Annotated in this window: 15 protein-coding genes; 5 read left to right on the plus strand and 10 right to left on the minus strand. The window is 68.6% G+C overall.

The window, feature by feature from the left end; genetic code table 11:
• Positions 1 to 9 precede the first annotated feature (9 nt).
• From LVB87_RS04070 to LVB87_RS04080, 3 genes are all read right to left on the minus strand, one after another.
• Positions 10 to 2,331, minus strand: coding sequence for a S9 family peptidase (locus LVB87_RS04070; RefSeq protein ID WP_232900445.1), 2,322 nt, complete (start codon positions 2,329 to 2,331; stop codon positions 10 to 12).
• Between the two features lie 121 nt (positions 2,332 to 2,452).
• Positions 2,453 to 8,116, minus strand: coding sequence for an MG2 domain-containing protein (locus tag LVB87_RS04075; RefSeq protein ID WP_232899641.1), 5,664 nt, complete (start codon positions 8,114 to 8,116; stop codon positions 2,453 to 2,455).
• A 92-nt stretch (positions 8,117 to 8,208) separates the two neighbouring features.
• Positions 8,209 to 8,892, minus strand: a complete 684-nt coding sequence (locus LVB87_RS04080) for a YdcF family protein (RefSeq protein WP_232899642.1) — start codon at positions 8,890 to 8,892, stop codon at positions 8,209 to 8,211.
• Between the two features lie 190 nt (positions 8,893 to 9,082).
• On the opposite strand from LVB87_RS04080, the gene LVB87_RS04085 reads away from it, so the two are divergent.
• From LVB87_RS04085 to LVB87_RS04105, 5 genes are read left to right on the plus strand one after another with little or no spacing between them, the layout of a single operon-like run.
• Positions 9,083 to 10,261: a beta-ketoacyl-[acyl-carrier-protein] synthase family protein gene (locus tag LVB87_RS04085; RefSeq protein WP_232900447.1), complete on the plus strand. Its 1,179-nt coding sequence runs from the start codon at positions 9,083 to 9,085 to the stop codon at positions 10,259 to 10,261.
• On the plus strand, positions 10,258 to 11,091 hold the full coding sequence (locus tag LVB87_RS04090; RefSeq protein WP_232899643.1) for a beta-ketoacyl synthase chain length factor: 834 nt from the start codon (positions 10,258 to 10,260) through the stop codon (positions 11,089 to 11,091). Before LVB87_RS04085 ends, LVB87_RS04090 begins: the two co-directional genes overlap by 4 nt.
• Complete coding sequence (locus LVB87_RS04095) at positions 11,084 to 11,914, plus strand: glycosyltransferase family 2 protein (protein ID WP_232899644.1); 831 nt, start codon at positions 11,084 to 11,086, stop codon at positions 11,912 to 11,914. The genes LVB87_RS04090 and LVB87_RS04095 overlap by 8 nt, the downstream gene beginning before the upstream one ends.
• Positions 11,911 to 13,578, plus strand: coding sequence for a tryptophan 7-halogenase (locus LVB87_RS04100; protein ID WP_232899645.1), 1,668 nt, complete (start codon positions 11,911 to 11,913; stop codon positions 13,576 to 13,578). The genes LVB87_RS04095 and LVB87_RS04100 overlap by 4 nt, the downstream gene beginning before the upstream one ends.
• The gene (locus LVB87_RS04105) at positions 13,578 to 14,813 is read left to right on the plus strand and encodes a cation:proton antiporter (protein WP_232899646.1); all 1,236 of its coding nucleotides are present in this window, start codon (positions 13,578 to 13,580) and stop codon (positions 14,811 to 14,813) included. The genes LVB87_RS04100 and LVB87_RS04105 overlap by 1 nt, the downstream gene beginning before the upstream one ends.
• 43 nt (positions 14,814 to 14,856) lie before the next feature.
• Here LVB87_RS04105 and LVB87_RS04110 read toward each other — a convergent pair whose 3' ends face one another.
• The 7 genes from LVB87_RS04110 to LVB87_RS04140 all read right to left on the minus strand — a co-directional run bounded on the left by LVB87_RS04110 (position 14,857) and on the right by LVB87_RS04140 (position 20,892).
• Positions 14,857 to 15,462 carry a hypothetical protein gene (locus LVB87_RS04110; RefSeq protein ID WP_232899647.1) on the minus strand — a complete coding sequence of 202 codons (606 nt, stop codon included), beginning with the start codon at positions 15,460 to 15,462 and terminating at the stop codon, positions 14,857 to 14,859.
• 66 nt (positions 15,463 to 15,528) lie between these two features.
• Positions 15,529 to 16,257: a 3-oxoacyl-ACP reductase FabG gene (fabG, locus tag LVB87_RS04115; RefSeq protein WP_232899648.1), complete on the minus strand. Its 729-nt coding sequence runs from the start codon at positions 16,255 to 16,257 to the stop codon at positions 15,529 to 15,531.
• Positions 16,254 to 16,697 carry a phosphotransferase gene (locus tag LVB87_RS04120; RefSeq protein WP_232899649.1) on the minus strand — a complete coding sequence of 148 codons (444 nt, stop codon included), beginning with the start codon at positions 16,695 to 16,697 and terminating at the stop codon, positions 16,254 to 16,256. Before LVB87_RS04120 ends, fabG begins: the two co-directional genes overlap by 4 nt.
• On the minus strand, positions 16,694 to 19,033 hold the full coding sequence (locus tag LVB87_RS04125) for an MMPL family transporter (RefSeq protein ID WP_232899650.1): 2,340 nt from the start codon (positions 19,031 to 19,033) through the stop codon (positions 16,694 to 16,696). Before LVB87_RS04125 ends, LVB87_RS04120 begins: the two co-directional genes overlap by 4 nt.
• On the minus strand, positions 19,030 to 19,695 hold the full coding sequence (locus LVB87_RS04130; protein ID WP_232899651.1) for a LolA-related protein: 666 nt from the start codon (positions 19,693 to 19,695) through the stop codon (positions 19,030 to 19,032). Before LVB87_RS04130 ends, LVB87_RS04125 begins: the two co-directional genes overlap by 4 nt.
• Positions 19,601 to 20,617, minus strand: coding sequence for an acyltransferase (locus LVB87_RS04135; RefSeq protein WP_343223408.1), 1,017 nt, complete (start codon positions 20,615 to 20,617; stop codon positions 19,601 to 19,603). The genes LVB87_RS04130 and LVB87_RS04135 overlap by 95 nt, the downstream gene beginning before the upstream one ends.
• Positions 20,614 to 20,892 carry a hypothetical protein gene (locus tag LVB87_RS04140; protein ID WP_232899652.1) on the minus strand — a complete coding sequence of 93 codons (279 nt, stop codon included), beginning with the start codon at positions 20,890 to 20,892 and terminating at the stop codon, positions 20,614 to 20,616. Before LVB87_RS04140 ends, LVB87_RS04135 begins: the two co-directional genes overlap by 4 nt.
• Between the last annotated feature and the right edge of the window lie 70 nt (positions 20,893 to 20,962).

Consider the following 20,962-nt stretch of genomic DNA (forward strand, 5'->3'; position numbering starts at 1 on the left):
CTGAACCTCTCAGCGAACAGGCTTGATTGAATACGCGTCGGGATGCGATGCGCCAAGCAGGTTGGTCACGAAGTAATCCCAACGCTTGCGCATCACGTACAGCGAGTACTCACCATAGCCGTGGCGCGCATTCGGCAGCAGCAACAAGTCGAAATCCTTGTTGGCCTTGATCAGCGCATCCACCACGAGCATCGTGCTGGACGACGGCACGTTGTCATCCATCATGCCGTGCATCAGCAGCAACTTGCCCTTCAGGTTCGCGGCATGGTTCTGGTTGGCCTGGTCGTCGTAGTTCGACTTGCCGTCCTTGCCCGCGACCAGCAGGCCCTGCCACTTCTCCGCCCAGTCATCTTCGTAGTTGCGGTTGTCGTGGTTGCCGCTCTCTGCGATGCCGACCTTGAAGAATTCCGGGTAACGGAACATCGCCGTGCCGGTGGCGTTGCCGCCGCCCGAATGGCCCCAGATGCCGACGCGGGTCAGGTCGATGAACGGATAGCGCTGGGCGAGCTGCTTCATGCCCGTGATCTGGTCGGGCAGCGTGTTGTCGCCGACATTCTTCGCGTAGGCGTCATGGAACGCCTTCGAGCGGTAGGGCGTGCCCATGCCGTCGATGGCGACCACGATGAAGCCGAGCTCCGCGAGCGCCTGGTTGTCGCCGTGCGCCGGCAGGAAGCCGTAGCTGCGCACGGAGCCGACCTGCGGACCCGGGTAGATGTAGTTGATGATCGGGTACTTCTTGTTCGGATCGAAGTTCGAGGGCTTGAACATCTGGCCGTACAGGTCGGTCTTGCCGTCGCGCGCCTTCACGACGATCGGTTCCGGCGCCACCCAGCCCGAGGCCTTCAGGCGCGTGAGGTCGCCCTTCGCGATTTCCTGCACGACCTTGCCGTCGTTGGTGTCGCGCAGCACGGAGACCGGCGCGACGGTCGTCGTCGAGTACGTGTCGACCACGCGCTTGCCGTCCGGCGACAGCACGAAGTCGTGCTGCGCGTCTTCCGGCGAGAGCAGCACCGGCTCGGCGCCGTCGTCGAGGTTCACGCGGTACAGGTGCTGGTGGTACGGATGGTGGCCGGCTTCGCGGTTGACGCCGGTGAACCACACGGTGCGCGTGGCCGGATCGATGCGCAGCACTTCGGCCACGTTCCAGTCACCGTGCGTCACCTGCTGCTTCATCTTGCCGGTGGACAGGTCGTACAGGTACAGGTGGCCCCAGTTGCTGCGCTGGCTCCACCACAGGATTTCATTGCTGTCCGACAGGTAGCGCCAGTTGATGGCGTTGATGCCGGATTCGAACCAGTTCTTCGCGCTCTCGTCGAAGATGTCCTTGACCGTGCCCGTCGCCGCATCGGCGGTGCGCAGCGTGGCCTTGGTGTGGTCGCGCGCAGACGACACGAACGCGATGGACTTGCCGTCCTTCGCCCACTGCACGTCTTCCCAGCCGCCGAAGCAACTGACGTCGTCGCACTGCGTGGAGCGGTGCTGGTCGGGCGCCATCTTCAGGCGGACCATCTTCGCGGTCGGCACGTCGATCAGGACGCGCTCGATCATCGTGACGTCCTTGTCGCCCACGAAGGGGTACTTCCAGGTCTCGACCTTCGGCGCGCCGACGTTGGTGGACACCACCGTCATCGAACTCGTCTTGCGCTGGTCCTGCTGGAAGGTGGCGATCTTCGACGAATCCGGCGACCACACCAGGATCGCGCTGTCGTCGTGCACCCAACCGGCGTTGTTGGTGGCGTAGCCGAAATCCTTCACGCCATCGGTGGTGAGCTGGGTTTCCTTGCCGGTCGCGAGGTCGCGGACCCACAGGTTCCAGTTGCGGATGAAGGCTTCGCGCTTGCCATCCGGCGACACGTTGCCGGGGCCGTCGCCGTCCTGGCCCTTGGCGACGGGCTTGGCCTTGCAGTTCGGCTTGGCGATGTCGCAGAGGTAGTGCGTGCCGCGCACGCTGAAGTCGTATGCGTCGCCGGCAAGGGTCACGCCCTGCACCGTCTTGTCGATGCGCTTCGCATCGACCTGCTTGCCGACCACCGCCGACAGGGCCTTGGCCATGCGCGCGTGGTCGAAGGCGGGGGCCGCCTGGCCGGTCGCGACGTCCATGCGCATCAGGCGCGTGCCGTTCACGTCGTTGTCGAGGTAGACGAAATGGCCGTCGTCGAGCCACTTCACGCGCTGGATCGCGTGGTCGACCAGCGGCGCCGTCGTCATCGACAGCATCTTTTCCGCGCGCGCGTAGTCGGCTTCGGTGACCTGCGCCTGCGCGGCGGCCCCGTTCGACAGCGCGACGCCCGCGCACAACACCAACGCGGACGCACCGCGCTCCAGCTTCATACCCATTGCCCGCCCCTGATCAGGAAAACGAATCCCCCGATGCTATCGCACGGGTGGCGGGGTGCCGCCCCTGCCGGTGGTCAGGGGCGGCGATGACGGTGTCGCAGTCTCGGCGTGAGGATCAGGGGGCGGCGTGGACGGGCGCCGGATCGGGGATGCGGATCCGGGCGGCGGCGGTGCGGGCGCGGGTCGCCTCGCCGTACATCAACTCGGCGACGGCCGGGGCGGCGAGGTAATCGCCGGCGTTGGACACGCGCGTGAAGTAGCGGATCTCATGGCGCCCCGGCCACAGCTCCTCGGCGTAGAACCTGGGCTTGCGGGGGTCGAGCTTGCGCTCGTAGAACGCCCAATCGCCTTCGTCGCCCAGCTTTTCCATGTCCACGCCCGCGACGGCCGCGAGCGACAGGTCCGTCGGGCGCAACCCACCGGGCAGATCGTCGGTGACGGCGACGAACCGGCGCGGGCGCGCATTCACGACCGTGAGCGTGATGCGCACCCAGTCGCCGTCCTTCAGGGTGATTCCTGCCACGGGGACCCACTTGTTCCCGCGCAGCGCTTCGTAGCGGCGTTCGAGCGAGAAACCGATCGCGGTGCTTTGCGCCTGGCGTGCGTCTTCGTTGTAGTCGAGGTGCGCCAGGTAGGCCACCGGGGACGCGAGTGTTCCGCTTGCGGCGATACGCAACGTGGCTTTGGGCGTGGGAAGTTCGAAGCCGGCCTCCGCGCGCACCTCGCCATTGCGCAGCGCGAGGTGTTCGGTTTGCACGCCGAGCGTCGCGTCGACGCCGACCGCCGAGGCATCGCTGGCGCCTTCCCCGTGCAGCGCGCGCAGGCATGAGGCGCCCGTTTGCGTGTCGACTTCCGGAACGCCGCCGGCGTAGAGATCGGACAGGCCCGCGACGAGCGCGCGCTTCGCCCCGTCGGGCGCGTACTGCGGGAAATCCTGGAGCAGGCGGATCAGCTCGCATTGTTCGCGCATGGGCGAACTCATCCAGCGGTCCCAGGTCGACCAGCCTCCACTGCGTGCAAGTACGCGGGCTTCACCACGTTTCGGTGCGATGTCGAGGAGCGATGCGATCGTCGCGCCTGCCTGCGGATCGGCGGCGCGTGCGAGCGCGCGGGCCGCGGCGACCTTCGCGGGCAGGTCGAGCGTGGCGAAGTCAGCGTGGAGCTTCGCGACATCGGCGGCGTCATCGGCGACGGCTGCAGCAATCGCGCGCTGGTTCTTCTGATCGTCGGAAGAAGACTTGGCGACGGATTCCAGGTAATTGCGTGCGTCCTCGTCCACGCCTGAAGGAATGGCGTATCCCAGGGCGCGAAGCAATCCGAAGGCATCCACCGTATAAGCCGTCAGCGAAGCATTCGACGAAATATCGAGATGCTCCTGGTACTCCGTCTTGAAGAACCGCATGCCGCCGTCGTCCGACTGGAACACCGACGCGTTGTCGAGCGCCTCCTGCACCACGGCTCTGGCGTCGGGCCACGCCGAATCGTTGCGCTGCACCGCGAGTGCGGCGGCCACTGCGCGGCTCAGGATCTGCTCCCAGCAACGGTGCGGGTAGTCGCGGAGATCTTCGGTCCAGGCATGCACGAGGGCGTCGTTGCCGCGCCACACGCTGACGCGAAGGTACGGGTTGCTCGCGCCCGCGGGCAGCGCCGGCAATTGCAGCGCGAGCGGCTGCGCTCCGATCCAGCCGGCCTGGGTGCGTTGTGCGGCGATCGCGGTGGATGCGACTTCCAGTGCCTGCGCAACGCCATCCTGCCCGTCGTCGGTCGACGCGGTCGCGGTGAGCAGGACCGGGCCGGGTGCGCTCGGTGCAAAGGACACGCCAAAACTGGCCTGTCCCTGCGGCGCCAATGCGAGCGTTGCCGGATGCGAGTCGCGGGTGCCGCCGCCATCCACCTGCAACGTGGCCTGCGCCTGCGCGGCGTGCGCGGCGACCTGGCGCGCGTTCACCGCAATGCGACTGCGATCGCCGGGGTAGATGCGCACCGGGGACTGCAGGCGCGCTTCCACGGGAAGGCCTGCTTCGAGCGTCGCGTCCGCCGTCGCGAAATCGCCGCGTCCGTCGTCGCTCCACGCGACCGCGCGCCAGCGCGTGAGGTTGTCGGGCACGACGAAGTCCACCGTCCGCGTCTCGCCCGGCGCGAGGACGATGTCGGTGCGCCACAGGGCGGTGTCGGCGAATTGCGTGCGTATGCGGATCGGCCCGCGGCTTGGTGACGCGTCCACGGACCTGGATTCATCGCGCGCCACGTGCGGCGTCGCCGATGCGTCGTAGGCGAATGGGTCGATTGCGGCAGCGCCCACCACCTCGACGGTGTCGAGCCCTTCGAAGTCGTCCGATTGCCGTGGAGGTGCGGCCGCGTTCCGACGAACCGTCCCGGGCGCCAGCAGCGCAACGTTCGTCGTGTCCCGCGCGAAGGGCATGCTCGAGTCCACGCTCGAGACGTCGATGGGGTTGATCGCCCCGTTGCCCATCATCGTGATCACGCAATCCGTCGTGCAGGTCGAAGGATCGTTCGGCTTGCCGATCAGCCAGCGCCATCGGTCCTGGTTCCATCCGCCGAACCCCGAGTCCCCGAGGGAATCCCAGTGGGTGCCGACGGCGGCACGCATGTTGCGCGGATTCATGTTTTCGAACTGTTCCGCGCCAAGCGTGGCCAGTGCGTCGTCGACGACCGTCAGCGTGACGTCGCGCGTGGAATCGCTCGTGTTGTGCAGGACCAGGTGCGCCTTGGCGCCGGGCGCGGATTGCGTCGGCGCGAACGCCACGCTGACGGGAACCCGGCTGTCGGGGGACGCTGCGAATTCCACGTTTTGCGTCTTCTCGTACGTGGGCACTGCGCGGCGGAACCCGGCGGGCAGGACATCGGCCTGTCGCTCACCCCGCACGTAGGCACGCAACGTGACATTGCGGGGCCAGGAGGGCTGCGTCTGCAATTCGACGTCGTGCGTGCCGGCGACGAGGTCCATGACCGCGGCGTCGAGGATGCGCCCGTCCGCCGAGAAGACGAACAGCACCGGGCCGGGCTTGCGCTGCTTCACCAGCGTGCGAAGTGGTGTGCCTGCCGTGCCGACCTGGTCGGCGAGGTCCAGCTCGATCGGCTTGTCTTCGCGTGCGCCACCAGACGAAGCCCAGACGTAATACTCGGGTTCGGCGGGCGCGGCATCGCCACTGCGCGCGACGAATCGGTAATAGCCGGTCCTTCGACGCTCGAAGGTGCAATCGGTTGCCTGCCCCTTGGCGATCCTGCAGGCGTGCACCTTTTCGCCGCCACCGCTGTCGGATTTCTCGGCGTAATAGACGTCCACGTCGATGGTATCGGCGGGCACCTCGCGACCTTCGGCATCGACGACGACACCGGTCAGTTGCACCGGCGAGGTGTCGTCGAGCCACTGCGTCCCCAGCTTCAGCCCGACATAACGCGTGAAGCGCGCATAGGACAGCTTGACGAAATTGCTTGTCGTGCTGTCCCGATCGCTCAGCTGCACTTCCGCGGACAGCATGATCGTGCCGAAGGGCGGAAGGGCGTGCGCCGCTTTGTCGAACGTGACGGGGAGCGACAGGCGCGCGCGGCCCGAACCGTCGAGGGTGATCGTCCGGTCGGCCAGGCCGGCTATTTCGCTTTCGTCCCATCGGTTGCGCGCCTGCGCGAACGTGTAGTCGCGCCATTGCGGATAGGCCTCGCCGAGCGGCGTCGGTTCGAGTTGGTTCTCGATGTTGTCGATCGCGGCGCCTGCGGCGGTACCGCCGGAGTAATAACCCGCCTCGATGTCGAGCGGAAGCGTGTCGCCCTCGCGGACGATGCGGGCCGTGGTGTTCGCGCGGATCCATAGATCCTGTGCGCGAAACGTGCCCACGAAGAAGCACACGCGCATGGCGGCCTTGTCGCCGGCTTCGCGCACGCAATAATCGCCGTCGTCGAGGTGCACCGGCAGGACGGTGTCGCCGGACACGGCGCCCGTCGCATCCAGGGTCCCGGTCCACGTCAGGACGGGCTTGTCGTAATAGTTGGTGAGCACCAGGTCGATCGGCGCGGATGCGTTGCGCGGGACCAGCACGCCGTTGCGCCATTGGCGCGCCCACAGGCGCCAATGCACGGTGTCGCCCGCGCGGTACACCGGGCGATCGGCAACGCCGAACCCTTCCTGCGCCGGCGTCGCAAGCAGGCTGCTGTTCCAGTCGTAAAACGCCAGCGGCAGCACGGCGCGTCCCACCTTGCCTTCCACGCGCAGGAACCATCGGGCCACGGCGCGCGCGTCGCGGGAATCGGGGAGCGGGAAATCCTCCGGCAATTCCACCGTGGCCATGCCGTTCGAATCGGTCGTCGCGCTCGCCACGCCTTCGGGCAACGCATCGGGCGTGCGGCGGAGCAGGAGTTCGGCGCGTGCGCCGGCAATCGGCGCGCTGGAGTCCCAGTCGTGTGCCCACGCGACGACCTCGCGCCGGCCGATGACGGCGTACACGTCAAAGTCCGGGGCGACCGCCATCGCGCCCGACGTGAATTTGCCGGGCGTGTTTTCCGCGCGCCAATCGACGAAGCCGCCATCGCGCAGGGTCTTGCGCACGACGTCGGGTTCGACATCCACGGGCGCGTCGCCGGCGGCAGGGCTTTTCCACGTCGCCAGCTTCGCGTCACGCGCGATGGTGGCCAGCTGCAACGACTGCGGCGCGGCGTTCACCACGCGGACCTGCGCCGATGCGCCCTTTTCCAGCAGCGCACGGTCGAAGGGCGCGTAGAGCGCGGGTCGCATCGCGCCGGTCCGGACCGCAACCTCGACGGGCGAAAGCAGGACTTCGTGCGCCGCGGCCTGCATCGCCGGCACCGTGAACTGTCGCTGTGCGTGCGCATCGTCGATCGCGAACTCGATCCACCAGCCCGGCGCGCGCAAAGGTGCCGTGTCGCTCTCCTTGCGGTCGCTGCGTGCGTACGACACGGACGCGCCGCGGAAGCGCAGGCCCTCCGGCCATTCCTTGACCCAGGCCTCGCGGGCGCTTTGCTCGGGGGCTTGCGAGAACTGCAGGCGAATGGCTTCGCCCGGCGTGCACCCATCGATCCTGGTATGGCCGTCGACCACGTTCGAAACGAGAGGTGCTTCGCTGCCGGCACACATGATGCCGCGCACCTGGAACGGCTCGCCGATGACGACGCGCGCCAGGGCTTCGTCCTGCGTTCCGGGCAAGGGACCGTCTTCGGATCGCAGGCCGGGCACGATGCGCACCTCGAGCACGGCTTCGCGCGGCGAGGCAGGCACCTCCAGCATGAAACGGCTGGCTTCGCGGGAATAGCCCCGGGTTCTTTGCGTCAATTCGTAGGCCTGCGGCTTGCCGTCGACCGTGACGCGCAAGGCGGCACGCAACGCTTCCTCCGTCACGCGATGCGGCGATGCGACCATGACGCGCGGATGCACCGCGCTCCAATCGACCGACGCATCGAGCGTGGGACGGTCGGTGTCGGCGATGAGCGACGGGGCCGGCAACGACGTTCCCGTCGCAGCCTTCAGCAGCTCGGGCGCAAGCGCGATTCGGTAGCGCGTTGCGAGCGGCAGCGTCTTTTCGAAGCTGCAGCTGATCTCGGTATCGTCGGTCCACGAACAGGTGCGCTTCGAGGTCTCGGGCGTGATCTGCACGCGCGAATCGAGTCGCTCGTTGCCCATGACCTGCATCGCCACGGGAAAGCGGATGCGCAACTGGTCGTTCTGGAACCTGGCCTCGGGCGCGTCACCCGCGCTCGCAAACCCCGCGACACCCAAAAGCACCACACCGACGATGCAACGCCGCATGCAACGATCCTTGTCCATGTCCCCTGCCCCCAAGTCTGGTGCCCGGGGAGGGACAACGGCAACAGGACAAGTTCGGGGTTGCCCCCGCGACCTCAGGTCACCCGCGCCAGCATCCGCCGATCCCCGATGAAGCGGGCCCAGCGCGTGCCGAGGTCGCTCCAGCACACGAAAAAGGCTTCGCCTGCGAGGTGGAACAGGGTGGAGGGACGCATCGGGAGGCGGGCTTCGGCGGCGCACAGCTCCCAGTCGTAGCCGAGCTGGCGCGCGAACAGGGCGCAGCGTGCGAGGTGATAGCGGTTGCTGAGCAGGGTCACGCGGCGAGGCGTTTCGCCGACGAGGAGTTCGCGGGCATTGCGCAGGTTCTGCAGCGTGTCGCGCGATTGCGCTTCCAGTCGCAGCGCGGGGCCGGCCGCGAGCCCGCGTGCGAGCAAGGCGCCGCGCGCGATTTCCGCTTCGCTGGGTTCATCGGGTGCGCCGCCGCCGAGCAGGATCAGATCGCGCGGCGGACGTTCACGCCACAGCGTGGCCGCGCGCTCCAGGCGCAACGCGAAGTCGGCGTCGATGCGCCCGCGCGGTGCGTGCTTGCCGAACACCAGGACGCAGTCGCCGTGCTCGGGCGTCGTCGGCGCGCGGCGCGCCACGCGCAACACATGCAGGAAATAGGCGACGTACACCAAGCCCGCACTGAGCGTGCAGGCGGCGAGCGTGACCAGGCCCGTATGGATGACGTCGAGGTCGACCGCGAGGCGAAGGCGATGGGCGGTGCGAGTGGGCATTGCCGAAGGAGATGGGGACGCGTGCAGCGCGGGCAAGTGTACGCCCGCCGCCGGGCGCCCCTGAATCGCGGATTTGGGGCGTTTCCATCACGCTGGCCCATGACGGACCGGTCGCTATACTCGCTCGCGACCCCCCGAGGAGCCGCGTGTGCATTTCACTTCCTCGCCACAAGGCTCGTCCGTTTCGCCGGTGACGCCGTTGGCGATCCGCCAATACACGGCGACCACGGCGCTGGGGCGCGGTCGCGATGCGCAGCTGAACGCGTTCAGGGAACGACGCGGCGGGTTGCGTCCGAACGACTTCGGCAACGAGGCGCGCCTCGACTGCTGGATCGGCCGCGTCGATGGGCTGGAAACCGAAGCGCTGCCGACGGCGCTCGCGCAGTGGGAATGCCGCAACAACCGCCTCGCGTGGCTGGCGCTGCAGCAGGACGGCATGCAGGCGGCCGTGGCCGAAGCGCGTGAACGCCTGGGCGCGACGCGCGTGGCGATCGTGGTCGGCACGTCGACCTCGAGCATCGGCGCGAGCGAAGAAGCCTATGCCCGCCTCGAAGACGGCCAATTCCCCGCCGACCTGCAACGCCCGATCGTGCACACGCCGCATTCGCTCGGCGATTTCCTGCGCCAGGCCACCGGTTTGCGCGGCCCGTGCGTGACGGTCGCGACGGCGTGTTCGTCGAGCGCGAAGGTGTTCGCGCAGGCGGCGCGCCTGATCGACGCGGGTCTTGCGGATGCAGCGCTCGTCGGCGGCGTCGACACGCTGTGCGGCAGCGTGCTCTACGGATTCAACTCGCTGGGCCTGGTCTCGCAGGCGCAGTGCAAGCCCTTCGATGCCACGCGCGACGGCCTCTCGCTGGGTGAAGCCGGTGGTTTCGCGCTGCTCGAACGCATGGACGGCACGCCGGCGCTCGCGCTGCGCGGCTACGGCGAATCGAGCGATGCGCACCACATGTCCGCGCCGCATCCGGAAGGTCTGGGCGCGCGCCTGGCCATGGGCGATGCGCTCGCGCGCGCCGGATTGCAGCCCGCCGACATCGGTTACCTCAATCTCCACGGCACCGCGACGCCCGCCAACGACACCATCGAAGCCCAAGCGATCGCGGCGATGTTCCCCGAGTCGCTGCACGCCAGTTCGACGAAGGGCTGGACCGGGCACACGCTCGGCGCAGCGGGCATCGTCGAGTCCGTCGCCGCGCTGCTCGCGCTCGAACATGGCGTGCTGCCCGGCATCCTCAACAGCGCGCAGCGCGATCCCGCGTGCGGCGCGCAGATTCGCTTCGACAACCAGGAGCACCGCATCCGTTACGCGATGAACAACTCCTTCGGCTTCGGCGGCAACAACTGCTCGCTGGTCTTCGCCGCCGCATGAGGACGCTTGCCGCGACCGTCGAAGGCATCGGCTTCTGGTGCAACGGGCTGCCGGACTGGAACGCCGCGCGCGCCTTCGTCCGCGAGGGCGCGTTGCCCGAAGGCGCGCCCGCGCGGCCGTCGCCGCAGGTGCTTGCACCCAACGAGCGTCGCCGCGCTCCGGACACCGTGGCGGTCGCACTCGAAGTCGCGCTCGCCGCCTGTCAGGCCGCGGGCCGCGAACCGCGCGACCTGCCCTCCGTGTTCGCTTCCACGCACGGCGACCTGGGCATCACCGACTACATGTGCAGCACGCTCGTCGCCGACCCGCGCTCGGTGTCGCCCACGCGCTTCCACAACTCCGTGCACAACGCCGCCGCGGGCTACTGGACGATCGGCGCGGGCTGCACGCAGGCCACGACCGCGATCAGTGCGTACGACGCGAGCTTCGCCGAAGGGCTGGTCGAAGCGCTCGTGCAATTGCACGCGGGGCAGGACGCCGTGCTGTTGGTCGGTTACGACGGCGCATCGACCGGGCCGCTGTCGCCGATGTCGCGCAGCGAAGGCCTGCTCGGTGCCGCGCTGGTGCTTTCGCGAGAGGCGAAGCCCGGCGCGCCGCGCATCGCGGTCGAGATGGTGGACGATGCGGCCACCACGCCGGCCGACGTGCTTGCACGCATGGCCGGCGGCAATGCCTCGGCCCCGATGCTGCCTTTGTTCGAAGCGCTCGCGCACGGCGCGGGCGAAGTCCATCTCACCGCCGGTCATGATCGCCGGCTGCGGGTGCGCATCGACGCACCCGACACCACCGCGCACACAGGCGCCCTCGCCAAGGACATCGTGCATGGTTGATGCCACCGCCCTCGCCTCACGCATCTGCGTCGTCATCCCGGCGCTCAACGAGTCGCTGCGCATCCGCGAGGTCGTCACCGGCGCGCTCGCGCACTGCCCGAATGTCATCGTCATCGACGATGGCTCCGACGACGGCACCTCCGAGTGCGTCGCCGACCTGCCGATCATGCTGCTGCGCCACGAAGCGCGGCGCGGCAAGGGCGCTTCGCTGCGCGAGGGATTCGCCGAAGCGCTCGCGCGCGGCTTCGACGGCGCGCTCACGATGGATGGCGACGGGCAGCACCTCGCCGACGACATTCCGCGCCTGCTCGATGCGGCCGTGCGCTTCCCGGGCGCGCTGATCATCGGCTCGCGTTTGCGCAAGCGTGCGCAGCAGCCGATCCACCGGCGTCTCGCGAACGAATTCGGCGACTGGGGCATCTCCTGGGGCTGCGGCTATCGCATCGCCGACACGCAGAGCGGCCAGCGCTACTACCCCGCGAACGTGTGCGCGCTCGCAGACGTGCCGGGCGAGAACTTCGTCTTCGAAGCGCAGATCCTGATCACGGCGGCGCGCGAACTCGGCGTGCGCGTGGTCTCGGTGCCGATCGAATCGCGCTACCAGGGCCCGGGCGCCGCGGCGCAGTTCCGCAAGAGCCACTTCCGCCCCCTGCAGGACCTGTGGCGCATCACCTCGCACGTGGTGAAGCAGGTCATCGGCCACGGCGACGTGTTGAACGAATACCGGCGCACGCGCGCGCATCCGCCCGTCATCCACGACCCGACCGGCGAGTTCGCGCCCGCGGGCCTGCCCCTCGCCGACCCGATCCAGGAACGGACATGAGCCAGCAGACCGACGTCGTCGTCCTGGGAGGCGGCCTCGCCGGTCTGACACTGGCCATCCAGTTGCGGCAACGCGATCCGTCGATCGCGGTGACGGTACTCGAACGCCGCACGCATCCGGTGCGCGAGGCCGCGTTCAAGGTCGGCGAATCCACGGTGGAGATCGGCGCGCATTACTTCGCCGACGTCCTCGGGTTTCGCGAGCACCTCGAAACGCAACAACTGCGCAAGTTCGGCTTCCGCTTCTTCTTCAGCGAAGGGCGCGAGGACCTGGACCGCTGCACGGAACTGGGCGTGAGCGAATTGCTGCCCACGCCATCGTGGCAGCTGGATCGCGGGCGCTTCGAGAATTTCCTCGGGGAGCAGGCACGCGCGCTGGGTGTGCGCTTCCTCGATGGCGCCACGGTGCGCAGCGTCGAACTCGCGCAGGACGAGGCCGAGCATGTCGTCGAGTTCCAACACGAAAGCGCGACGCACACGCTCGCTGCGCGGTGGGTCGTCGATGCCGCGGGGCGTGCGTCGATCCTCAAGCGCAAGCTCGGGCTCGCCGCCACGAACGACCATGATGCGAATGCGGTCTGGTGGCGCGTGGATGGCTACATCGAGCCGCAGCAGTGGTCCGACGACGCCGACTGGCTCGCGCGCTGCAATCCGCCTGCGCGCTGGCGTTCCACCAACCACATGTGCGGGCCGGGCTACTGGTTCTGGCTGATCCCGCTGGCGTCGAACGCGCACTCGCTGGGCATCGTCTGCGACGCGAAGATGCATCCGCTGGAAACGATGAACACGCACGAGAAGGCGATGGCGTGGCTGCGCGAGCACCAGCCGGGCGTCGCGCGCACGGTCGACAAGCCCGAGCACGCGCTGCAGGACTTCCTGTTCTTCCGCCACTTCTCCTACGACTGCAAGCAGGTGTTCTCCGGCGACCGCTGGGCGCTGACGGGCGAGGCCGGGTTGTTCCTGGATCCGTTCTATTCGCCGGGCAGCGACTTCATCGCGATGAGCAACACCTTCGTCTGCGACCTGATCGGCAAGGATCGCGCTGGCCAGTCCTTCGCGCCCTTCGCGGAGATCTACCAACAGCTGTACTTCTCGTTCTACGGCAACACGCTGACGCTGTTCCAGGGCCAGTATCCGCTGTTCGGCGACGCGCAGGTCATGCCGGTCAAGGTGATCTGGGATTACACGTATTACTGGGCCTTGCTCGCGCCGTTGTTCTTCGGTCAGCGCTTGACGTCGATCGCCTTGCTCGGCCGCCTGCGCGATGCGTTCTCGCAGGGTCGTGCGCTCAACCTCGCCATGCAACCGCTGCTGCGCGAGTGGGGCGAGCGCAACACCGGGCCGCTGCGCCCGGATCGCCGCTTCCTCAACCAGTGGGCGATCGACTGGTTCCATGAAATGAACCGAGCACTCAACGACGTGCTCGACGACGCGGCATTCGAAGCGCGCCTGCGCGCGAACGTGGATCGCATGCGCTGGTTGGCCACGGAGATCCTGTCGGAAGCGCGGCGCGATCATCCGGGCATCGGGGACCACGGGTTGGACGCGCTGCTCGCGCCCCATGCGGAGGCGGACCGCGATGCGTCGCGCTGCCTCGACGGCGCGTGGTATGCCCGCGATACGCAAGTCGAAGCTCCTTTCATTCCTCGCGAGACCATCGCCTGATGAGCCTGTTGCTCCTGCAGTTGGTCGTCATCCTCGTCGTCGCGCGCGCGTGCGGCATGCTGCTCAAGTACCTGGGGCAGCCGGCGGTGATCGGCGAAATGGCCGCGGGCATCGTGCTCGGGCCGATCGTCTTCGGTGCATTGGCGCCGGACGTGCACGCGGAATTGTTCGCGAAGTCCTCGCTGGCCGGCCTGTCGTCGCTGTCGATGCTGGGCCTGGTGCTCTTCATGTTCATCGTCGGCGCGGAGCTGCGCGCACCCGAAGGCGTGCGTGCGCAAATCAAGTCCGCGGGCTTCGTCGGCGTGCTCGGCGTGGTGCTGCCGATGGCGGCGGGGCTTGCGATCTCGCCCTTCCTGCATCCGTTGGCGCCCGCGGGCGTGGGCTTCTGGCCCTTCGCGTTGTTCATGGCAGCCGCGATGTCGATCACCGCATTCCCGGTGATGGCGCGCATCCTCAAGGACCGCGGGCTGACGCAGACGAGGATCGGACGGCTTTCGCTCGGCTCGGCGGCGATCGCGGATGTGTTCGCCTGGATCATGTTGGCGGTGGTGGTGGCGCTCACGGGGGGCGGCAGCGGCGGGTTCCTGCGCACGCTGATTGGCCTGGTCATCCTCGCGGCGATCGTGTTCGGCCTGCTGCGTCCCTTGTATGGCTGGTTGCTGCGCACCTATGCACCGAGCGGCGAGCCTTCGCAGATGTTGCTTGCCGCGATGCTGATCGGCGCGCTCGCCTGCGCGGCGCTCACCGAATGGCTCGGACTGCATGCCGTGTTCGGCGCCTTCCTGTTCGGCGCGTGCCTGCCGCGCGACGATCGCTTGTTGCGTTGCCTCGTCGAGCGCCTGGAATACGTCGCCATCGTGCTGCTGATGCCGATCTTCTTCGCGCTCGCGGGCTTGAGCACGACGCCCGATGCGTTCGTCGGTGCGGGCATCGGTGCGCTGCTGCTCGTGCTCGCGGCCGCGGTGTTCGGCAAGGTGGTCGGCGGCGCGCTGGGTGCGCGCCTGGCGGGCTATGGCTGGCGCGACAGTTTCGCCACCGGTGCCCTGATGAACGCACGCGGCCTGATGGAACTCATCGTGATGAAGGTCGGCCTGGATGCAGGCCTGATCGGGCCGTCGCTGTTCACGATGCTGCTGGTGATGGCGATCGTGACCACGTTGATGGCGAGCCCGTTGCTGACGCTGTTCGCGGGACGATCGCCGAACCTGGTGGATCCGGCGTCGTCCCGCGCGTGATTCAGCAAGCGTGATTCTGCAAGGGTGATTCAGCGCGCCTGGATCAGACGCCGTCCTCGGCCTTGAGCGTCAGCAGGATCTTGTCCTGCGGCAGCATGACGTTCCACTTCTTCAGGTAGTCGGCCTTCTTCTCTTCCACGCTCGCCTTGTTGGCTTCGTACCAGGCGAGGTTGGATTCGGTCGCTTCGAAGAAGGAGGTCTTGCCCATCCACTTCTTGAAGTCGTTCGACTGCAGGCTCTCGTCGGCCGCCGGGTCGTTGTGGATCGGCAGCAGCGAGAAGCGGGCCTTCCACACGCCCATGCGTGGGCTGATGAGCGCGTAGTAGGTCTTGCCGGCTTCGAGCGTGGCGTCCATGAAGTCAGCGTTCTCGGCGATGACCATGAAGCGGTGCGGGCCCGGTTCGGCCTGGTAGGCGACCTTGTTGCCGCGCTGGACGATGCCGATGAACTTGGTCTCGCCGTCCGGCGCGTCGTAGACCGACGAGCTGATCAGCGCGCCGCCGGCAGAGACGCGGACGAACACGATGAGCGCCTTGCCCGGCTCGGGCTTCGGGTCCTGGTTGTCGCTGCGCTTGCCGGTTTCACCGGCAACGGCGAACGTCGAGACGAGCAACAGCGACAGCAACGCATAGCGAAGCATACGGATCATGCAGTGGATTCCCTTGGAGTGATTGAAGGCCGACTCCCCGTCGGCCGGCGCAAGCATAAGCGCGCGTCAGCTCATCCCGCCATCGACGCCGATCACCTGGCCATTGACGTAAGCCGCACCATCGGAACACAGGAAGCGCACCACGGCCGCGATTTCCTCCGGCGTCGCCGCGCGTCCCGCAGGCACCATCTGTTTGATGACCTCCGGCGGAAACGCCTCCGCCGCCATCGCACCGGCGACGACGCCCGGCGCCACGACATTGACCGTGATGCCGCGCGAGGCCATTTCGCGGGCGAGCGATTTGGTGGCGCCATGCAGCGCCGCCTTCGCCGCGGCGTAGTTCGCCTGCCCGCGGTTGCCCAGCACGGCGGCCACCGACGACACGCTCACGATGCGTCCCCAGCGCAGGCGCGCCATCGGCAGCAGCAGCGGTTGGGTGACGTGGAAGAACCCGTGCAGCGAAACATCGATCACGCGATGCCATTGTTCCGGCGACATGCCGGCCAGCGGGGCGTCGTCGTGGATGCCCGCGTTGTTCACCACGATCTGGATGGGGCCATCGGCGAGCAGCGTGGTGAGGGCGGCCTGCGTGGCATCGCGGTCGGCGACGTCGAAGGCCACGGCCTGCGCGGAGCCGCCTGCATCGCGGATGTGCGCGACCACCGCTTCGGCGCGCGCGCGGTTGGCATTGCCATGCACGATCACGTGCACCCCATCGGCCGCCAGCTGGCGACAGATCGCACCGCCGATGTCGCCGCTGCCGCCGGTGACGAGCGCGCGTCGTTGCAGGGTCATGCCGGTGTCTCCGGTTGCAGCATCACCGCGGCGCGGCCTTCGGCCAGCACGGTGTCGCCATGGCGGATGGTGAAACGATACTGCTGCGCGCCCTCGCCCGCGATCAATGCCTCCGCTTCGCATTCGAGCGGACCGGGCAGGTCGTCGATGCGCTCGCAGTGCAGGGCCACGCCGCGCAGGGCCACCAGCATGCCGGGCGGCGCGGTCCCGCCGCGTTCGCGGGCGAGCAGGCCCCCGTGGACCGCCATCGCCTGCGCACCGTATTCGCACAGGTGGATCGCGCGCAGGCGGCCGCCGCTGCGCAGCGGATGCGCCGGGTCGCGATGGCCCAGGCTACGCACGCGGATGCGCGTGGCATCCCATTCGATCGCCTCGTCCCACAGGCACATCGCGCCGCCGTGCGGCACGAGCGCGGCGATCACCTCGCGGCCGACGCTCATTCGCCTTCCTTGTGCGGATGCCGCGCGATCAGCAGGCCGAGTACGAAGTTCGCCACTACGCCGAGCGCAACGGTGCTGCCGATGGCGCGCAACACCGGGATCGACGAGAGGCCGAGCAGCACGAACACCAGCAAGGTCATCAGGCTGCAGACGATCACCGCGTGCAGCGTGCGCAGTTGTTCCTCGCGATCGTCGCCGGCGTGTTCGAAGAACAGCGCGTAGTCCAGTCCCAGGCCCGCGGCGAGGATGAGCGCGACGAGGTGGAACAGGTTCAGCTCCACGCCGAAGGCACGCAGCACGGCGAGGATGATCACGGTCGTGAGCGCCATCGGGGCAAGCACGCGCCACACGCGATGGGGCGAGCGCAACGCGACCCACACGGCGACCACGAGCAGGACGGCGGCAAGGCCGAGCGCCCACAGCACGCGCCCGCGATACGCCGCGACCAGCGACTCGGACGCTTGCTTCAGATCCACGAGCGACCCGCCCTCGGCCGCCGCGATGCGCGCGACGGCCTCGGGTGCGTGCAGGCCGGTGAGCGAGACGAGCGCGGTGGCATGGCCCGCGCGTTGCAGCAGCAAGCCATCGACGCGGATCGCCAAGGGCGTGCCGGCGAGGTCGCGCGGCAGCAAGGGCGCGGCGGTGCGTGCGGTTTCGACATCGACGAGGAACGGCGCGAAGACGTCGCTGCGCAGGGGCGTGGTGGCGACGGCGGTGTCGAGCGTGGCGCGCAACGTGGCCGGATCCGGAAGTTGCGCCTGGCGCGCGTGCTGCGTCCGCACGCTGGGCAGGTAGCGCGCGGGATGATCGAAGCCATCGAGCACGCCGCCGGCTGCGCGCGCGTGTTCGAGCCGCGCGGCGAGGCGCTCGCTCCGCTGCAGCGCATCTTCGACATCGCGTCCCTGCACCGCGATCACGTAGCGCACGTCCGGCGCACCGAGTTCCTGGCGCAGGTGCGCGTCGCGTGCGAGCGCATCGGCGGGCACGGGCGTGAGGCGCGAGAGGTCGTTCTGCCAGAACGGGCCGGGCGCAAAGCGCGTGATCGCCAATGCGACAAGGCCGACGAACACCAGCGAGAGCCGCGGCTGCGGCACGCGTGCGATCCACGCGCGCATGCGTTCCAGCGTGGCCGACTGCGCGGGGTCGCGCAGGTCCGGATCGACCAGCGCGGGCATGAAGAAGCGTGTCGTCAACGCCGCGGCGCCCAGGCCGGCGATGGTGAATACCGCGAGCTGCTCCAGGCCTTCGACGCCGGAGACGAAGAAGGTCGCATACGCGATGCACGTGGAGGCCACGCCCGTCGCCAGCGTCGGCCACAGCGCGCGCACGCTCGCCCACGGCTTCACGCCCGTGCGCTGGTGGCTGAAGAAGTGGACCGGGTAGTCCTGCGCCACGCCGATCAGCGTGAAGCCGAAGGCGACGGTGATGCCATGCACGCCTTCGAACAACAACGCGACCGCGCCGAGTCCTGCGAGGCCCGCGCTCGCCAGGGGCAGCGCGCCCAGCAGCGGGATCTTCCAGTTGCGATACGCGGCGAACAACAGCACGAGCAAGCCGATCGTGTCGATCGTGCCGATCCAGCCCGCTTCGCGTTGCGTGCGACCGCCGATTTCGACGGAAAAGGCCCCGGGGCCGGTGAGGACGAGCGTGCTCTTCGCACCCCCGCGTGCTGCATCGAAAGCGGCGCGGATCGCATCGACCGCGGCCTGCTGCCCGGTGGGATCGAAGCCGGCCGCGCGCGTCTGCACGGCGAGCAAGGCGCTGTGGCCCGCGCGATCGAACCACACGCCGTGCAGGCGTTGCGGCGCGGTGGCTGGTTCCCAGGTTTCCGCGAGCGCCAGCGTTTCCAGCGTCGGATCGCTCGGCACGAGCGGTTCGACCAACGCGGCGGCGGGCGAGCCGAGGTCTTCCACGCGCGCCTGCAGTTGTTCGCCGAGAAAGGCGGCGTCGAAGCGATGCGTGTCGAGGGTCGGCGACAGGAGATAGCGATAAGGGCGCAAGCGTTGCGGGAACGCTTCGAGCCCGCCTTCGCCGTTGGCGACGAGCACGAAGCGCGCGTCGTGCGCCAGGCGTTTGCGCATCGCGCGCGATTGCGCGGCCACCGACTCGGCGTCGCCGCCGGTGATGGAAGCGAGCAACAGGCGCGAGCCCGGACCTTCGCCGAGTTCATCGATCAACAACTTCTGCGCAGGCGTGCGCGCGCTGGGCATGAAGCGCCGCAGGTCGCCGCTCAGTTCGAGGTGCCGCGAAATCGCCCAGCCCGCGACCACGAGGATCGCCAGCCACAGCAGCGCCAGCGCGAGGCGCAGGCCGGGGCGCAACGGGGTGTCGCTCATTGCGCCTGGCACAACGCGGCGAGGGCCTGGGCGTCATCCACGCCGTGCGCGCTGCGCGCGGCGCCGGCGAGCAGGGTGCGCTGCGTGTCGCCCTTCGCCGGGCGCGTTTCGATGCAACGCAGTTCCGCACCGCGACCGTGCAGCGCGATGTCGCGCACCTTGGCGAGCAGCGCCTTGTCGCGCGGCACCAGGTGCAGCGTCCACGCTTGCTTCGTGCCCGAGGCATCGATCGCGTAATAGCGTTCGAGCTGCGCGCGGTCGCCGGAGAGCATCGCGCCGAAGCTGGCCTGCAGGCCCTGCAGTTCCGGCACGCGGCTCAGCGAGAAGCGACGCGCCTTGCCGCCGCGTTCGATGGTGGCTTCGCCGCCGCGGATGGTCGTGGTTTCCACGTACGGCGCACGCACTGCGCGCACCAGGGTGTCGTCCGTGGGGCGTTTGTATTCGCCTTCGATGCGCAGCGGCGCCTTGAGCAGCGCCGAGCCGCGCAGTTCGACGAAGTCGGTCTGCGTGGGTGCGGGGCGTGCGAGGTGCGCGAGGATCCAGCCGGCGTCGGCGCCCGCGGCGGTATCAGGCGGCGCGGCCGACGCTCCCGCCACGCACGTCGTCGCCAGCAGCGCGAGCAGCCAGGCCTTCCTGCGTCCGATCTTGCTGCCGCGATTCATGCGTGGGCGCTCCGTCCTGTGGCGATGGGGTCTGCCAGAAATCGTAGAAATTGAACCAGTTGTACGGCGCGCGGCGTGCATGGTCTTCCAGGCGCGCGGCGTAGCGACGGACGAATTCGCCCAGCACCACGGCGCGATGCTGCCGGGGCGCGACGATGCCGTCGCTGAACGGCTCGAACACCAGGTCATAGCGGTTGCCGCCGCGATACAGGCCGAAGGCCAGCACGATCGGCGCCTGCAGCACCGCGGCGACCTGCCACGGTGCGCTGGGCAGTTGCGCGGGGGCGCCGAGGAAGTCCACCGGATAGGCGCCTTCGCCCGGCTGCGTGCGGTCGACGAGCAGCGCGACCAACGCGCCCTCGGAGACCGCCTGCTGGATGGCGAGCATGAGCGAGGGACCGTCCTGGCCCGCGTCGATCACGGTCGCGGCGATGTCGGGATTCAGTGCGTCGAGCAGTTGCGTGATCGCCGGGTTGTGCGCCTTGTCCAGCACCACGCGCACGTTGATGTCGGGGCGCTCGCGCGCGAGCACGCGCAGCACTTCGAAGCTGCCCAGGTGCGAACCGAACAGCAGCACGCCACGGCCGCGATCCACGCTCGCATGCAGCGCGTCGAGCCCGCTCACGTGGAGGTTGAAGCGACGCAGTCGTTCGCCAAGCAGGAACACGCGATCCAGGATCGTCGCCCCGAACGCGTGGATGTGGCGCGCGACCTCCACGAGGCCCGCCGGACGCCCGAGCGCACGCGTGAGGTAGGCGCGCGAGGCGCGACGTTCCGGTCCGCGCATCGCGAGGAAATACAGCACGATCGGATACAGGCACGCGCGCGCCACCACGCGGCCGCCACGGCGCGCGATCGTGCGGATCAGCCAGATGGCGAACCAGCCACCGCCTTCGGGGCGCTGCTTCCAGTTCTCGCTCATGCCAGGGCGACCTCGCCCGAGGCGATCGTGGCGCCATCGCGCAGCACGCGGAATCGCCAGCGGGGGCCCTCGCCTTCCAGCACAACCTCTGCCGTTTCGCCCGGCAACAAAGGCTGCACGAACTTCACCTGCGGCAGGCGCATCGCACCCAAGGGCCCATGCCCGGCTTCGATCGCCTCCATCACACGCTCCAGCACGACGACGCCAGGCACCACGGGACGCCCCGGGAAATGCCCCGGCAGGGAGGGATGATCGGGCGGGACGGCGAACTGCATGGCGGACAGGGCTCGAGCGGTCGGGAGATTATGCAATGCGGCGCATGCTGGCCCGGTCGGCGCGACCGCT

The sequence above is a fragment of the Lysobacter sp. KIS68-7 genome, assembly GCF_021284745.1.
In the GTDB taxonomy this organism is placed as follows: Bacteria; Pseudomonadota; Gammaproteobacteria; order Xanthomonadales; family Xanthomonadaceae; genus Noviluteimonas.

Excerpts from the sequence above, each read along its gene's own strand:
- LVB87_RS04070 (WP_232900445.1), bottom strand. The coding sequence starts at position 2,331 with ATGAAGCTGGAGCGCGGTGCGTCCGCGTTGGTGTTGTGCGCGGGCGTC.
- LVB87_RS04075 (WP_232899641.1), bottom strand. The coding sequence starts at position 8,116 with ATGCGGCGTTGCATCGTCGGTGTGGTGCTTTTGGGTGTCGCGGGGTTT.
- LVB87_RS04080 (WP_232899642.1), bottom strand. The coding sequence starts at position 8,892 with ATGCCCACTCGCACCGCCCATCGCCTTCGCCTCGCGGTCGACCTCGAC.
- LVB87_RS04090 (WP_232899643.1), top strand. The coding sequence starts at position 10,258 with ATGAGGACGCTTGCCGCGACCGTCGAAGGCATCGGCTTCTGGTGCAAC.
- LVB87_RS04095 (WP_232899644.1), top strand. The coding sequence starts at position 11,084 with ATGGTTGATGCCACCGCCCTCGCCTCACGCATCTGCGTCGTCATCCCG.
- LVB87_RS04100 (WP_232899645.1), top strand. The coding sequence starts at position 11,911 with ATGAGCCAGCAGACCGACGTCGTCGTCCTGGGAGGCGGCCTCGCCGGT.
- LVB87_RS04105 (WP_232899646.1), top strand. The coding sequence starts at position 13,578 with ATGAGCCTGTTGCTCCTGCAGTTGGTCGTCATCCTCGTCGTCGCGCGC.
- LVB87_RS04110 (WP_232899647.1), bottom strand. The coding sequence starts at position 15,462 with ATGATCCGTATGCTTCGCTATGCGTTGCTGTCGCTGTTGCTCGTCTCG.
- fabG (WP_232899648.1), bottom strand. The coding sequence starts at position 16,257 with ATGACCCTGCAACGACGCGCGCTCGTCACCGGCGGCAGCGGCGACATC.
- LVB87_RS04120 (WP_232899649.1), bottom strand. The coding sequence starts at position 16,697 with ATGAGCGTCGGCCGCGAGGTGATCGCCGCGCTCGTGCCGCACGGCGGC.
- LVB87_RS04125 (WP_232899650.1), bottom strand. The coding sequence starts at position 19,033 with ATGAGCGACACCCCGTTGCGCCCCGGCCTGCGCCTCGCGCTGGCGCTG.
- LVB87_RS04130 (WP_232899651.1), bottom strand. The coding sequence starts at position 19,695 with ATGAATCGCGGCAGCAAGATCGGACGCAGGAAGGCCTGGCTGCTCGCG.
- LVB87_RS04135 (WP_343223408.1), bottom strand. The coding sequence starts at position 20,617 with ATGAGCGAGAACTGGAAGCAGCGCCCCGAAGGCGGTGGCTGGTTCGCC.
- LVB87_RS04140 (WP_232899652.1), bottom strand. The coding sequence starts at position 20,892 with ATGCAGTTCGCCGTCCCGCCCGATCATCCCTCCCTGCCGGGGCATTTC.